Origin of the sequence: Flavobacterium johnsoniae, assembly GCF_001879205.1 — a bacterium.
Classification (GTDB): domain Bacteria; phylum Bacteroidota; class Bacteroidia; order Flavobacteriales; family Flavobacteriaceae; genus Flavobacterium; species Flavobacterium johnsoniae_A.
Window position 1 is genome coordinate 489,155 of record NZ_MLFK01000005.1, and the last position, 15,020, is coordinate 504,174.

Annotated in this window: 17 protein-coding genes and 1 tRNA gene; 8 read left to right on the top strand and 10 right to left on the bottom strand. The window is 32.8% G+C overall.

The features are described from left to right. Positions 1 to 9: 9 nt before the first annotated feature. A complete protein-coding gene (locus tag BKM63_RS07375; RefSeq protein WP_071635972.1) occupies positions 10 to 1,251 on the bottom strand; it encodes an MFS transporter in 1,242 nt (413 codons plus the stop codon). 91 nt (positions 1,252 to 1,342) lie between these two features. Between BKM63_RS07375 and BKM63_RS07380 the strand changes: the two genes are divergently transcribed. After that, a complete protein-coding gene (locus BKM63_RS07380; protein ID WP_071635973.1) occupies positions 1,343 to 2,212 on the top strand; it encodes a LysR substrate-binding domain-containing protein in 870 nt (289 codons plus the stop codon). A 60-nt stretch (positions 2,213 to 2,272) separates the two neighbouring features. Continuing rightward, positions 2,273 to 2,359, top strand: a tRNA-Ser gene (locus BKM63_RS07385). A 33-nt stretch (positions 2,360 to 2,392) separates the two neighbouring features. On the opposite strand, the gene BKM63_RS07390 is transcribed toward BKM63_RS07385, so the two are convergent. Next, positions 2,393 to 3,622 (bottom strand): sensor histidine kinase, encoded by a 1,230-nt coding sequence (locus BKM63_RS07390; RefSeq protein ID WP_083572195.1) that lies wholly within the window; start codon positions 3,620 to 3,622, stop codon positions 2,393 to 2,395. Between the two features lie 277 nt (positions 3,623 to 3,899). Here BKM63_RS07390 and BKM63_RS07395 point away from each other — a divergent pair, with 277 nt between their 5' ends. Continuing rightward, positions 3,900 to 4,076, top strand: coding sequence for a MarR family transcriptional regulator (locus BKM63_RS07395; protein WP_071635974.1), 177 nt, complete (start codon positions 3,900 to 3,902; stop codon positions 4,074 to 4,076). Positions 4,077 to 4,151: 75 nt separating this feature from the next. Here BKM63_RS07395 and BKM63_RS07400 read toward each other — a convergent pair whose 3' ends face one another. From BKM63_RS07400 to BKM63_RS07425, 6 genes are all read right to left on the bottom strand, one after another. Next, positions 4,152 to 4,658 (bottom strand): GNAT family N-acetyltransferase, encoded by a 507-nt coding sequence (locus tag BKM63_RS07400; protein WP_071635975.1) that lies wholly within the window; start codon positions 4,656 to 4,658, stop codon positions 4,152 to 4,154. Positions 4,659 to 4,732: 74 nt separating this feature from the next. Continuing rightward, positions 4,733 to 5,698, bottom strand: coding sequence for a nitrilase family protein (locus BKM63_RS07405; protein WP_071635976.1), 966 nt, complete (start codon positions 5,696 to 5,698; stop codon positions 4,733 to 4,735). A 71-nt stretch (positions 5,699 to 5,769) separates the two neighbouring features. Next, entirely contained in the window at positions 5,770 to 6,588 is an 819-nt protein-coding gene (locus tag BKM63_RS07410; RefSeq protein ID WP_071635977.1) for an AraC family transcriptional regulator, read from the bottom strand. A gap of 13 nt (positions 6,589 to 6,601) precedes the next feature. After that, entirely contained in the window at positions 6,602 to 7,144 is a 543-nt protein-coding gene (locus BKM63_RS07415; protein ID WP_071635978.1) for a cysteine hydrolase family protein, read from the bottom strand. A gap of 166 nt (positions 7,145 to 7,310) precedes the next feature. Then, positions 7,311 to 8,093, bottom strand: coding sequence for a DUF3050 domain-containing protein (locus tag BKM63_RS07420; RefSeq protein ID WP_071635979.1), 783 nt, complete (start codon positions 8,091 to 8,093; stop codon positions 7,311 to 7,313). 86 nt (positions 8,094 to 8,179) lie between these two features. Beyond that, positions 8,180 to 9,361: an acyl-CoA dehydrogenase family protein gene (locus BKM63_RS07425; RefSeq protein ID WP_071635980.1), complete on the bottom strand. Its 1,182-nt coding sequence runs from the start codon at positions 9,359 to 9,361 to the stop codon at positions 8,180 to 8,182. 212 nt (positions 9,362 to 9,573) lie between these two features. Here BKM63_RS07425 and BKM63_RS07430 point away from each other — a divergent pair, with 212 nt between their 5' ends. After that, positions 9,574 to 11,286 carry a helix-turn-helix domain-containing protein gene (locus BKM63_RS07430; protein ID WP_242661113.1) on the top strand — a complete coding sequence of 571 codons (1,713 nt, stop codon included), beginning with the start codon at positions 9,574 to 9,576 and terminating at the stop codon, positions 11,284 to 11,286. Positions 11,287 to 11,322: 36 nt separating this feature from the next. On the opposite strand, the gene BKM63_RS23760 is transcribed toward BKM63_RS07430, so the two are convergent. Then, complete coding sequence (locus tag BKM63_RS23760; RefSeq protein WP_071635982.1) at positions 11,323 to 11,502, bottom strand: hypothetical protein; 180 nt, start codon at positions 11,500 to 11,502, stop codon at positions 11,323 to 11,325. Between the two features lie 233 nt (positions 11,503 to 11,735). Next, positions 11,736 to 11,864, bottom strand: a complete 129-nt coding sequence (locus tag BKM63_RS23500) for an rSAM-modified peptide (RefSeq protein WP_242661114.1) — start codon at positions 11,862 to 11,864, stop codon at positions 11,736 to 11,738. Between the two features lie 269 nt (positions 11,865 to 12,133). Between BKM63_RS23500 and BKM63_RS07440 the strand changes: the two genes are divergently transcribed. The 4 genes from BKM63_RS07440 to BKM63_RS07450 all read left to right on the top strand — a co-directional run bounded on the left by BKM63_RS07440 (position 12,134) and on the right by BKM63_RS07450 (position 15,007). After that, positions 12,134 to 13,693, top strand: coding sequence for a vitamin K epoxide reductase family protein (locus BKM63_RS07440; RefSeq protein ID WP_071635983.1), 1,560 nt, complete (start codon positions 12,134 to 12,136; stop codon positions 13,691 to 13,693). Positions 13,694 to 13,753: 60 nt separating this feature from the next. After that, complete coding sequence (locus tag BKM63_RS23620) at positions 13,754 to 13,930, top strand: hypothetical protein (RefSeq protein WP_165608760.1); 177 nt, start codon at positions 13,754 to 13,756, stop codon at positions 13,928 to 13,930. 653 nt (positions 13,931 to 14,583) lie between these two features. Next, positions 14,584 to 14,748, top strand: a complete 165-nt coding sequence (locus BKM63_RS23625) for a hypothetical protein (RefSeq protein ID WP_165608761.1) — start codon at positions 14,584 to 14,586, stop codon at positions 14,746 to 14,748. A 67-nt stretch (positions 14,749 to 14,815) separates the two neighbouring features. After that, complete coding sequence (locus BKM63_RS07450; protein ID WP_071635985.1) at positions 14,816 to 15,007, top strand: hypothetical protein; 192 nt, start codon at positions 14,816 to 14,818, stop codon at positions 15,005 to 15,007. Positions 15,008 to 15,020 lie beyond the last annotated feature (13 nt).

Genomic DNA, 15,020 nt, shown 5'->3' on the forward strand with positions numbered 1-15,020 from the left:
AATTTAAATTTAACTATTTGAATTTCTATAAGGAACTGCACAAGTTTCGAGCTCATCTGTAGATTTGTATTTTTTATAATAAACATATACAATTACCGAAATAATACAGATAATTCCCTGAATTGCAACCGTATTTCTGGTTCCGATGATGTGAGAAACATAACCAATAATCAAACTTCCCACAGGAATCATTCCCTGATAGGCCATTAAGTAATAACTAATACTTCTGGATCGCATATTAACAGCACTTTGGGTTTGAATGTAAATGTTTATAGATGAGGTTTGTGCCATCATTCCCACACCACTCAAAGCCATGCAGATAAGAGCTATGGTTAAGTTGTTTGAATAAGCGAGTATAATGATGCTAAATCCTAACAATAAACTCGCAGCGATCATTATTTTACTCATATTATCGGTTTTTTTAAGATTAGCCAAGTAAATAGCAGATAAAATAGAACCAATTCCGGCGGCACTTTCAAACCAGCTGAAAGTTTGTGCGTTACCGCTAAAAATATCTTTGGCAAATACCGGCATTAATGTATTAAATGAAATAACAAATAAACTGCTGCACATCAGCATTAAAAGCATTTTGGCCATTTCGGCTTCTTTTTTAACGTAATCAAAACCTTCAATAAAATCTTCGAGCATTTTAAATTTATCAACCGCTTTAATATGAGGCGTGATTTTCATCATTAATAATGAAATCAAAACAGGAATGTAACTTAAGAAGTTTCCAATAAAACAAATGTCTTCGCCATAGTGGTGCAGTATGATTCCGGCAAGCGCTGGTCCCGCAATTCGGGCAAAATTATTTAATGTTGAATTTAATGCGACAGCATTTGGCAGATCTTCTTTGTTATCTACAATATCAATCATCATTGTTTGTCGGCAGGTCATATCAAAAGCGTTAATAATTCCCTGAAAGAGACTTAAAGCCAGGATAAAATTGATATTGTAAATTTTTAAATAAATCATTAAAGCCAAAGCCCCAGCCTGAAGCATTGCCAGAGACTGTAATAAAATCATGGTTTTGTGCTTGTCGTAGCGGCCAATAATACTTCCGGCCAGCGGAGCGAGAAACAGAGAAGGAATCATGCTTAAAAAAGTGGCCAGTCCCAAAAGAAAAACAGAACCGGTTACGCTGTAAACCATCCAGCTCACGGCTGTTTTTTGAAGCCAGGTTCCAATAACAGAAACAGACTGACCGTAAAAGAATAACTTGAAATTTTTTGATTGGAGCGCTTTAAACATAACCTGAAATATTTTTTTACAAAGTTCGGGATTATGATTTCATTAGAAAAATTAATAATTTTACTGATTATAAGTAGTAAAACTTATCAATATGGAAATTTATCAACTCGAATATTTTATTAAAACAGCTGAGGTGCTGCATTTTACCAAAGCAGCCGAATTGTGTTTTGTAACCCAATCCGGACTTTCACAGCAAATAAAAAAACTGGAAGAAGAACTCGGAATGCCTTTGTTTAAAAGGATTGGAAAGAAAGTACAGCTTACAGAAGCGGGATCGGTTTTTTTAATTCACGCTAAAAAAGTCGTAGAAAATGTAGAAAACGGCAAACAGGCAATTGAAGATTTAAATGAAATGATTGGCGGTGAACTTCGATTAGGGGTTACTTATATTTTTGGACTTTTAATTTTACCGGTGATTAATGCTTTTGCAAAAACCTACCAAAATCTAAAAATTGTTGTAGAATATGGCACAACAGAAGCTTTAGAACAAAAACTATTGAATAATGAATTGGATCTGGTTTTGGTTATTTCGTCGCATGAAATTGAGCTTCCAATTCAGAAAGAACCTTTGTTTACTTCAAATATGGTAATGGCAGTTTCTAAATCACATTCTTTGGCTGCTTTAGATAAGATACCTTTTAAGAAAATAGAAGATATTGCGCTTATCCTGCCGGGAAAAGGATCTAATTCAAGAGAATATGTAGAAATACTTTTTACGAAATACAATATGAAGCCGAAAATTTCGATCGAATTAAATTCAATTCACGCTTTATTACAGATGGTAGAAAACAGTGACTGGGCCACCATCGTTGCTGAGAAAGCTCTAAAAGGCTGGGATGATCTCAAAGCTATTCAAATTACGGGAGTTGTTACCAAACGAGATTCGTATATGTTGACGATTGGAGGTTATCAAAAAAAGGCTGTAAAGCTGTTTATGGAAGAATTTAGAAAAAGCATTTAAACTAATCTTAGAATTTACTTTTGAAACTCGATTTTTTTTGTGTTCTTTGCAGACCAAAATAGAGAGGTGTCCGAGTGGTTGAAGGAGCTAGTCTGGAAAGCTAGTATATGGGTAACTATATCGAGGGTTCGAATCCCTTCCTCTCTGCAAAACCTCTTGTGAATTTCGCAAGAGGTTTTTTTATATTACCGGAATATAAATATCAAACTTAGCGCCTTGATTTAATTTGCCTGTTGCCGTAATTATTCCTTTATGGTTTTCCACAATCTTTTTTGCTATCGCCAGACCAATTCCGGTTCCTTTATAGTCTGTTCTGCTATGGAGCTGCTGAAACATTTCGAAAACCCGACTTTCGAATTGCTGCTCAAACCCAATGCCATTATCACTGACTATTATATGACAGTAATCAGATGACGACGGGAGATTCTTTGTTTTTTGTTTGGTATAAAGACTTTCTATCGTAATACAGGGTATTTCTCCTTGTTTTGAAAATTTGAGAGCATTACTTATCAGATTGCCAATAAGCTGTTGAAACTGCGATGGAATGATATAGGCACTGCAATTTCCAGACACCTTTACAATTGCCTTTTTTTGTTTTATTTCTTCTTTTAAATCTTCTACTGCTTTATTGACAACTTCATTAATGCTAAAGTTTTCAAATTTCTTTTCGGTTACACGGGTGCGGGAGTAAGTTAGTAAATCGTTTATAAGTCCCTGCATATGAGAGGATGCAACTTCAATGCGTTCAAAATAGTATTTTCCTTTATCGGTTAAATTTTGATGCTCTTCTGTGTTTATCCGGTCTGTAAAAACTTGTATTTTTCTTAAAGGTTCTTGTAAATGATGGCTTGAAATATAAGTAAACGCTTCGAGTTCATTGTTGGTGAGTATTAATTCAGTTGCCCGTTTTTCTTTTTCCTGATTTTGAAAAGTAAGTTCGGCATTTGCAATAGCAAGTTCTGCTGCACGTTTTTCTTTTTCTTCATTTTGAAAAGCAAGTTCAGTATTAGCAATAACAAGTTCTGCTGCACGTTTTTCTTTCTCCTGATTCTGAAAAACAAGTTCTGCGTTGGCAATAGCAAGTTCTGCCGCGCGTTTTTCTTTTTCCTGGTTTTGAAAGGCAAGTTCTGCATTTGCAATAACTAATTCTGCAGCGCGTTTTTCTTTTTCCTGATTTTGAAAGGCAAGTTCCGTATTTGCAATAACTAATTCTGCTGCCCGTTTTTCCTTTTCTTTATTCTGGTAATCTAATTCGATATTGGCAATAATGAGTTCTGCTGCGCGCTTTTTTCGCTCCTCTATTTGCTGCGAAAGCTTTTTATTAACCAGCAGTAATTCGTCATTATGGTTTACTTTGTTTTTTTCCGGAAAACCAGCTGCATCGGGGGGCATAATTTTTTTTTCATTCATGTTTTCTTGCACATTTACTCAAATATAACCCAACTAGATTTAATGCATTTGTTTTAGAAGTAATAAGTACAGTAATAATAAATAAACAGCGTCATTACTGAAAACAGGCAGTTTGTTATTCTAGGTTTTTTCCTATTTTTTTAAATTGTGAGAATGAAATAAAAACACTTTGTTGAAATTAATTTGGAAGAGCATAAGGCATATCAATCTCTAAAAATCAACTTATTTTTATAGGAAAATATTTACTATTTTTGCATTTTATAAAAAAGAAAAAATTATGGAATTTAAAAATGAAGTATTAGATGCTATAAAAAAAGCGGCACAACCTGTAAATGCGGGTAAAGTAGTGGAATTAACGAAGCTAGATCGTAAAGAAGTAGATAAAGCAATGAAAATGCTTAAAGATGAAGGCTTAATTGTTTCTCCTAAACGCTGTTTTTGGGAGGCAAAATGATTTTAAAAGAGTCAATTTTATTCAAACCAAAAAAACTTAAAAATTATTTCAAGATTTTTTGGTTTGAATGTAATATTAAAGCTTAATCTCGAACAGACTAAAAGAACCTTCTTTATAATGTTCCGGTAATTCGTTTGTCCATTCGATAGTGCTTATTCCTTTATATTCGAAACCGCAGCTGGTGTAATATTTGTTTATCCTTTCGTTACCGCTGTGCGTATCAAGCCGAATGTACTCTTTGCCATTTTCTTTGGCATATTGTTTAACCCATTCTATGATTTTTTTGACATAAGACTGGCCTCTGAATTTTGGATTCGTTGCAATGCGATGTAAATAGACCGCCGGATCTTTACTGGCTTCTTTCCAGATAATTAAATCATTAAAAGTCAGTACAAATGTGCAAGCGGCTTCATTTCCCTCTTTGATGATAAAATGACGATTTTCGGTAATTTCTTTTTCTATTAATGCTCTTTCAAAACCTCTCCAGCTTTTGTTGTTTACTGTTTTTTGATAAGATGTTGCTTCATTGTAAATATCGAAAACAGCATCGATATCTTGAGTTGTAGTTTTAAAAAATTCCATTACTAGGGCTTTATTCTGTAAATTAATGAATCTTCAAAGATAAATCTTTCAACAGCTTTAAGCAGACGAAATGCTTAATTTATGTTTTTTTTATCAGAGTTGAGCCAGACTACATTTTGTTCCGGTTCGTGATTTTGTCCAATAATATTTCGGTATAAATCAGGTCTTCGTGCTTTTATATAGCGGTTTCCTCCAGCCTGCATACATTTTTGCGGAGTAAGTACGGCCATTACAAAAGAATCATCAAAAGTGCGGCATTCGGCTAAAATATCTCCAAAAGGATCCACAATCATAGAACAGCCGTTTTTTAATTGATCGTCGTCCATGCCAATTGGGTTTGAAAATATTGCATAAACGGCATTGTCATACGCTCTTGCCGGCAGCCATTTCATAAGCCAGTCACGGCCTTTCATTCCGTCAAACTCCAATCTTAAAGAGGTAGGATCGGTTTCGCGGTTCTCCCAAAGCTGAGGAGCCACAAAACCAGCTCCCGGACGGGTAGAAGGCGTGCACATAGTTACGTGAGGCATAAATATAATATCGGCTCCTAAAAGTTTAGTGGCACGTACGTTTTCGATAATATTGTTATCGTAACAAATTAAAATACCGCATTTCCAGCCTTCAATTTCAAAAGTACAATAACTATCTCCAGGCGTTAAATAAGGGTTTATAAAAGGATGTAATTTTCTGTATTTGGCTATTAAACCATTTTTATCAACGCAGACATACGCTTTAAATAGATTATCATTTTCGTCTTTTTCAAAAAGTCCGGCTAATATTACAATGTTATGGTTTTTAGCAATTTCGGTCAATTTTAAAATGCTTTCTCCGCTCGGAATTAATTCTGCTAATTCCAGCATTTGTTCTTTTGTCAAATGCCTTGCAAATGTATATCCGGTTATGGAACATTCGTGAAACGAAATTACGTCGCAGCCTTCAGCAGATGCTTTTTGCGACAGTTTTTCAATTACAGAAAGATTATAGTTTTTATTACCGCTTTTATTTTCGAACTGAGCCGTGGCTATTTTTAGATTTTTCATATTGTACGCTATTAATTTTGAGTCAAAAATAGCGATGGCAATATTTTATAAATTGTATAAAACCGACATTTTTAAATTATGATGGATGACGTTTTTATCAAATTATTAGTTAGTTTTCCTGTATTGTATAAGTATTCCCGTGGGGTAATTCCGGTATGCTTTTTAAATTCTTTTATAAGATGCGACTGATCAGCGAATCCGGCATCGTAACAAATTGGAGTTAAATTGGAGTCCTGAGATTTGTCTTTCAGCAATTTTAAAAAATGATGTAGCCTTACAACGTTGCTGAATTTCTTTGGGTTTAATCCAATACATTCTTTAAATTTTCTTTCCAGATGCCTTTCTGTATAACCTGTAAATTCTACTAATTGCTTTATAGAGAAGTGACCTTTACCAGAGATAATGAAGTTTATAGAATGCTCTATTATTTGATTTGCGACCGGTTTTGAATTGATTAATGATGTAAAAAAAAGATTTAACAATTGAACTCGTGTTTGATTGTTTTGCTGGAATAATTTCTCCTCAAGAGCCGTAATTTTTTGGTCAAATACCTCTTCAACAGGAATAATTGAATCGAGAAATTCATTGGCAGGAATTCCTAATAACTGATTTATGCCGCTGGGTTGAAAAACGACAATTATCAGGGTTATTTCATGTTCAGAATACAGGTCTTTAAACCCGTTAAGTTGTCCGTATAAAAAAGAATGGGGCAGATATTCTTTTTTGTCATATTGGTTAATTACAGAAATCAGCCTGTTTTTTAGAGAAAACACAAGTCCTGTATTGCCATCAGAAAATAAACGGAATTTTTGTAAAGCAGTTTCGGTATTATCTAAAAATAAATAATGCTTAATATAGGGCGATAATTCTTTTGAAGGTGAAACTTGCATGACATAATCAATTTTAGTCGAAATTGAGATTGTTATTGATTACAGCACCTCGATTTTCTAAATCTAATAAAACTTCTTGTTTTCGGTCTTGAACATCATCTCCGGTTTGAATTAATTCTTTTAGAAGAACTACTTCGTAATCCTCCCGAAGGGCATCGATCGCAGTTTGCCGTATGCAATATTCTGCCAGAAAACCACATAAAAGAATTCTGCGGATTTGATTTTTTTTGAGAAAATTTTTAAAATCTTCTGAAGAAAAACTGCTATGCTGTGTTTTTGAAATTAATATAGAAGAGTGATCAAAGTCAATATCAATTTCATGACCTTTTGTGCCTTTGATACACATGGAAGTGCCAATTCCGAACTGTTCTTTCTGATAATTGGAGAAAATAATTACGAATTTATTTTCATCCAGGCTTTTTGTTAAATGATTTATTTTGGCTTTAACTTGCTGTATATGTTTAATAGGATGCCTTTTTGCATAATATCCCTCAGAATCTGTAAAATCTTTCTGAGGATCAATAATCACCAGTAATTCTTCTTTAGCTAATTTCATGTATATTTTAATCTGCTTTTGAAGTTATTGTAAAGTACCAGCTTTTAGAAAAATCAGAATTTAGAGAGTATGAAGGTAACTATCTGCCTAAAAGCTTTTTTTAATTTGTTTAAATTTGGTAAGGCTGTTCAAACAAATAGTTACGTTAAATGATAACATTTTGGCCTTAAACCATTTCTGTTTTCATTATAATTTCTTCTTCAATCGCGTTCCAAAGCCCAATTCTTTTTTCTAAAGCCAGTATTGAAACTTCTTCTACTTCTTTCCATTTTTGAGCGTCATCTTCGCATAAATCTGTAATCATCTGCATCGCCATTGGTCCGTGTTCATCTGCATCTAATTCGATATGTCTTTCGAAATAATAAAGCAGTTTGCTTAAATCTGTATCCGGAAGGTTTTTTTGAAAGTTTTTCAGGATTTCGGTAAACATACTCGGAATCAAATCTTCTCTTCCAAAGGTAAAAGCAGCTGCAATTTGATGTGGTTTTCCTTCTTCGATAACTCTAAAAGTAAAGTCCAGAAAAGCTTTAATCTCCGGATGAAGCGAACTTTGTTTAATGGCAACAAAAATATTATGAAGAGAATTTACAGAGTCTAAAAACTTGTTGATTTCTGTTGTATCTGCACCGCAGTCTTCCATTGCTTCAAGATACATTTCGTAATGACTTTGTCTTCTTCCGTCAATACTCAAATCTGTTTCTTCGGCAAGAACAATTTCGTTAATTAAATATCTTGTTTCCGGGTTTTTAGTGGCAAACCAAGGAGTTGTTGTACAGGTTAATTTAGCTTGAAGGGCTTTTAATAGTGACATGAAATCCCAAACGGCAAAAACGTGATTTTGAAGAAAACAATGTAAATCGTCAATCGTTTGGATTTTATTGTAAAGAGAGTGTTTTAAAAGCTGTTCTTTTTGTGGTTGAATGCTATTGTGTATAGTTTCAATATTCATTTAAATAAATTTTGATGCAAAGATAAAAAGCTTCCCGATTAGAAGAAGCTTTTTTATATTGATTTTGTATATAATTTAATAGTTGTTTATGATTTAAATGCTGGAATTCCAGTTACATCCATTCCGGTAATCAATAAATGTATGTCGTGTGTTCCTTCGTAAGTGATCACACTTTCGAGGTTCATCATGTGACGCATAATAGAGTATTCGCCTGTAATTCCCATTCCGCCTAACATTTGTCTGGCTTCGCGGGCGATATGAATTGCCATATCGACATTGTTGCGTTTTGCCATCGAAATTTGAGCTGTTGTTGCTTTTCCTTCGTTTCTTAAAACACCTAAACGCCAGGTTAATAATTGTGCTTTTGTGATTTCTGTAATCATTTCAGCAAGTTTTTTTTGCTGCAATTGTGTGCCTCCAATTGGTTTTCCAAACTGGATTCTTTCTTTTGCATAGCGCAAAGCAGTATCGTAACAGTCCATTGCAGCGCCTATTGCTCCCCAGGCAATTCCGTATCGGGCAGAATCTAAACAGCCAAGTGGCGCACCTAAGCCGGATTTGTTTGGTAAAAGATTTTCTTTTGGAACTTTTACATTATCAAAGATCAATTCTCCGGTTGCAGAGGCACGAAGAGACCATTTATTGTGTGTTTCCGGAGTTGTAAAACCTTCCATACCACGTTCTACGATTAAACCATGAATTCGGCCTTCTTCATTTTTTGCCCAAACTACAGCAATGTCAGCAAAAGGAGCGTTTGAAATCCACATCTTGGCACCATTTAAAAGATAATGGTCTCCCATATCTTTAAAATTGGTAATCATGCTTCCGGGATCAGAACCGTGATCTGGCTCTGTTAAACCAAAACATCCCATATATTCTCCGGTTGCCAGTTTTGGCAGATACTTCATGCGTTGTTCTTCATTTCCGTATTTCCAGATAGGATACATTACTAAAGAAGATTGTACAGATGATGTTGATCTTACACCAGAGTCACCGCGTTCAATTTCCTGCATAATTAACCCGTAAGAGATCTGGTCTAAACCTGCACCGCCATATTCTACCGGAATATACGGCCCAAATCCTCCAATTTCTCCAAGCCCTTTTATGATTTGTTTTGGAAATTCTGCTTTTTGAGCATACTCTTCTATAATAGGAGAAACTTCTCTTTTAACCCATGCACGTGCAGATTCGCGAACTAATTTATGTTCATCTGTTAATAAATCGTCAAGGTTGTAGTAATCTGGGGCTTGAAATAAGTCTGGTTTCATTTTTGATAGTTTTTTGCAAAACAAATTTACGTAATAAAAATATAACAAAACAAAGCTAAATTGTTATAATTTCATACATTAGTTAAAAAATAATCACAAATAAGGTAAATTAATTTTAGTTTATTGATAATATATAAACTAATTTTGAGATTCCAAAAAACATACATTGAATGAGGCTGATCATCTCTTTTTTACTTTTTTTTGTTGTAAACATGGGTTTTTCTCAACAAAACAGAGAATTAACAGAACAAGAGTATTTACTATTGCAGGATAAGATTCGACTGAATTTGAATGCTGATAGAGATAGCGCTGCAATATATGCAAATGAAATGGCAAAGTCCGGGAACTATAAACATTTGGCTTTTGCAAATGTAGCAATTGCTTATTTACTTCAATTAAAAGACGATACGGCAAAATCTAAGGAAAAGTATAATCTGGCATTTAAATACCTGGATAAAATGCCTGAGTCTAAAGACAAAACGCAGCTTACCGCTTACTTGTATAATTATGGCGGGATGATTGAGGGAGCAAGAGAGAACTACAGTAAAGCTCTTGAAAACTATCAAACAGGAATGAAAATCTCTACTAAGATTGGAGATATAATTCAGATAGCAAAATTTAAAAGTAATATTGCAATTATAAATGAAGCGATTGGGAATTATCAATTGGCCATAAAAAATTTAAAGCAGTTAAATGTTTTTCTTGATAATAATGAAAACTATTACACAAAGGAGCAATTTAATACCATAAAGAGCAGTAATAATCTCACTTTGGCTGCATCATACGAAGGTTGGTATATGAAAAACCAATCTTCAATGTATTTATTAGATTCTGCTGCCTACTTTTATAAAAAAACGGTTTCATATTCTCAAAATTTACCCATTAATAATGTTAAGGCAAAAATTAGTCTTGGAAACGTTTATTCTATAAAAAAAGATTATCAGAACGCTGAGAAAACCTATTATAACATTGTTTTTTATGCAAAACAGAATAATTTGAACAGAGAATATAAAATTGCCAATTATAATTTAGGCAACTTATATTATGAAACAAAAAAGTATGATAAGGCATTGGTGTTTTTTAAAAAGGTTGATTCCGTTTCAGAGATCGATAATCAAAAAGATGAAAGCTTTTTAAAATCAAATTATTATCAGGCTAAAATATACAATATATATAATGAGCCGCAGGAAGCATTTAAACATTCTAAAATATACCTGGATAATTATGAGAAATCTGAGGCTAAACTCAATAATGAAGCTTTAGAAGTAAATTATAAGCTGGGTACAGGAAATCTAAGCGACGAAATGGTCGTGATCCAGGAAAAATATGAAAAAGATGTTTTGCTAAATAAAGCATTAAAAGTATTTTACGTATTACTGGTAGTGGGAATTGTCTTTTTATTGATCAAAAATATAATAGACAAGAATAAAGCACATAAAAAAATGAATGCTTTAATTGAAGAATTTAAAGCAAATCTTGAAAAGAAAAACAATGCCGAAGCTGAAATTGCACAGACATCGACAGCTGTTGAATTAGAAGAAGTAAGTGTTAAAAAAGAGAGTATAACCCTTAGTATTGACGAAGCTAAGGAGAATAAAATAGTTGAAAAATTACTGGCACTTGAAAGTAAATTAGAATATTTAAATTCTGATTTTACATTGCAGCATGTGGCTAAAAAAATCAAAACCAACACGACTTATTTGTCTTATGTTGTAAATAAACGATTCGGGAAATCATTTGGTGAATATTCGAACGAGCTTAAAATTAATTATGTAATCAATGAAATGATTACCAACCATATGTATCGTAAATATTCAACACAAGCGATAGCGGAAAGTGTAGGTTTTAAAAATGCCGTATCGTTTGCTAAATCATTTCGCAAAAGAACTGGAGTTTCTCCAGCTCAATTTGCGAATAACATTTAATTAAAATAATTTGATTTTATTAAAATCAGTATGGATTTATCCAACTGATCCCGTTCCTCCTTTAATAGGATCTACATCATTAGCAGCGGCATTGGCATTGACAGCCGGAGGAGGAGGTGCAATTGTAGTATCATCGCCTCCACGAATTGATTTTTGTTGATTTCTATCTATTTTTTCTGCTTTGAAATTTTCTATATTTAATTTGATGTTTTTCATGATTTTTTAATATTTAAAAGTATATTTGTGCGGTAAAAGCTATATTCCATCCAAAGTCTAACTACACCTTTTTAAATCGGATTTTTCATCTTTGAGAATAGTAATATAATTATTATCGCAAATTGATTTTTGCTAATTTTTCTGCCTTGAAGTTTTCCATATAAATTTTCCATCTTTTGTAATTAGACATTTTAAATTTATAGCTGTATACTTACAAAGTGTTTTTTTGATTTTTATCCAACTGATCCGGTTCCACCTTTAATTGGGTCTACTTCGGGAGTTGTTTCCTCTCCTCCTCTTACCATTTTTTGTTGATTTTTAGATATTTTTTCATCTTGGAAATCTTCGAATTTTAGTTTCATATTTGCCATCTCTTTATGTGTTAGGGTTACTGATATGTCAAAACTACAGAAAATGAAAAGCGTTTGATCGAGAATCGGGTTTTGAGCTTTCTGTTGAAAAAAAAATTAGCATAATTAATTGATATTCAGCGGTATAAATCTAAGACTATGCCTGCTATAATTTATAAATTGTATGTAGTATAATTAATAAAATGTATGCTATTGACGTTTTTTTTTCAATAAAAACCCCAATATTTGCATTGTAATTATGATTTAAAAGCGTCCCAAAAATGTTAAAACTTATTCAAAAATTTCTTCAAATAAACAGATACTCGGAAGTTAAAAATGAGTTTAAGGATTTGTTTTTATCTCATCCAAATTATCCAAGCTTATTTGCGATTACAGATTCATTCGATTTATTGTCTGTAGAAAATGCGGCTATAAGAGTTCCTAAGGAACAGATCGTGGATTTGCCGTCAAACTTTCTGGCTTATTTTAAAGATGAATTGACATTGGTTGAAAAGGCTAAAAATTTTGTTAGAATCAGTACGATAAAAAAAGGAATTCAAAAAATATCATACGAGAAGTTTCTTTTAGACTGGAATGGTGTTATTGTGGCGATTGAGCCAAATAATGTTGTGGCAAGAGAAAATTTAAAAGTTGAATTGAGCTGGTTAAAATATTTGGTGCCTTTTGTGCTTTTAGGAGGTTTGTCCTTTTTTTATAATTCGTATGACCTTTTTAGCTTTACGTTCTTACTTATATCTTCTTTAGGATTAATTGTCAGCATTTTGATTGTTCAGGAGAAACTCGGATTTAAAAATGGTATCATTTCTAAATTTTGCAGTTTAAGCACTAACTCATCTTGTAATTCGGTAATTAATTTTAATGAGAACTACGATAATAAATGGATAAGTTTTTCAGATCTGCCATTATTGTTTTTTGGAGCAAGTTTTATAGCCGTTTTGGTTCAGCCTTTAAGCTCGTCTGTTTTTATTGGTTTTTTGAGTTTATTGGCTATACCTATAATAGTATCTTCAATGTGGATTCAAAAATTTGAGCTGCAAAAATGGTGTGTTATGTGTTTAATGGTTTCATTCTTGATTTTTACTCAAAGCTTAATATGGTTTTCATCAGACTTGTTTACGTTAAGTTTTAGTTTCAATGAAGTTTTCCCATTTTTATTCTCATTGGTTCTTCTTGTTCCAATTTGGTTTGTAATAAAATCTGTGGCTAAAAATGTATTAGACAATGAAAACTCGTTAAAAGAGCTGAAAAAATTTAAAAGAAATTATTCACTGCTTAATTTCTTATCTAAAAAAGTGCCTCTTACAAATGGATTTGAAGATTTAAGAGGAATCAATTTTGGTAACAGAAATGCAGTAGTGAAATTATCAATAATTATTAGTCCAAGCTGTGAGCATTGTCATAAAACATTTCAGGATGCCTTTGATTTGGTTTTAAAATTTCCGGAAAAAATATTTTTAAGCGTTTTATTTAATATCAATCCAGAGAATGTAGACAATCCTTATAAAGCAGTCGTTGAGCGTCTTTTAATAATAAATAGACTAACACCAGGAAAAACTGTAGAAGCAATTTCTGACTGGCATATAAAAAAGATGAGTTTAAAGAAATGGTTAAAGAAATGGCATGTAGATTCAGTGAGCATGATGATTAACCAGGAAATAAACAAACAATATGAATGGTGTGCTAAAAATGATTTTAATTATACACCGGTAAAAATTGTAAATGAAAAATTGTTTCCTAATGAATATGAATTAAGTGAATTGAAATATTTCTTGAATGATTTTGTTGAAGAAAAAGAAACAATCCTTGAAAAGACGGCCTAATATTAGATTAATGAATGATTTAATATTGAAAGAATACCCCAAAACGAAAAATTAAGAGCTATGTTAAAAAATATTTTAAATCTGGAAGGATCACAAGAAATAAGTGCCAGCGAACAAAAAACGATAGTTGGTGCCAATATTAAAGAGATTACGGCTAAATGTGATTCGTGGAACTCTATGATATACGAAGATTGTGCTGAGTATTATCCGGAGCTGACTTATGCTAATGCAAATTAAAAAACTGCATAATAATTGAATGAATAAATTTAGTCAGATTGATGCAGAATTGTATTAGTATGATTGAATCAAAATAATACCCGGTTATGTTAAAGAAAATTTTGAGTCTCGAACATGCTCAGCATATTAGCAAGAGCGAACAAAAAACAATAAAGGGTGGAATTCCTGAGTGCTGGGTTTATGCAATAGAGGCAGGATGTGTGCTGATCCCGAGTGGAGAAGTTTGTCCGGTTAATACAGAAGCAGGAATTTGCGATACAAATCGACTTTGCTGCTAATTAAGTAGAAAAATTATTTGAAAGTAATATACGATAAAGCCTTTTTAAAATTTAGTCATGTTTTTTTTAATTTGTAGGCGCTCGATCGTGGAACATTGAGCAAATTATCCCAACATTGATGATTGGTGTCGGGATTCTCAGGAAAATTGGTCACTGGGTCGGTTTTATTTGGTTAGGGCTGATCAAGTGCCATCTCCTAGAGAAATTGGTATTACTGAAATATATTGAATATAAGAGAGGATTTATTCTCTCTTTTTTTTATTCAAAAATAAAATAGTAATAAAAATACTACTCTTATGCTTTTTTAATAAAAGACGGAAGCTTCAACTGTCTTAAAATGATTGAAGTATAAACAAATCAAAAAACACCAAAATTATGTTAAAGAAAATTTTAGAATTAAAAGGAACTCAAGAGTTAAGCAGAAAACAACAACAATTAATCAGAGGTGGAGTTGCTTGTGGTCCCGGACTACCTGCGTGCAGAAGTGGTTTTCACTGTGTTATTCCGGATGAAGGCGAAGGATATTGCAAAAGCAATTAATTTGCTGGTTTGTGTAAGCAGCAATTCGTTTTATTAATTTATTTAACATCAAACAAAAAATCAAATTATGAAAAAATTAAAAAGCTTAATTGGAGTTGAAGTTTTAAGTGCTAATGAAAAGAAAAATATTAATGGCGGAGGTCCGGGCATAGAAGCTTGTTATTGCCCGGGAACAGGTATTTTTGCCGGCATTATACATCCTGGTGAAGGCGAAACTTGTGCCTCAGTAATTCAGGAAAACTGTCCTTTAGATTCTTAAAAGGTTTTATCAA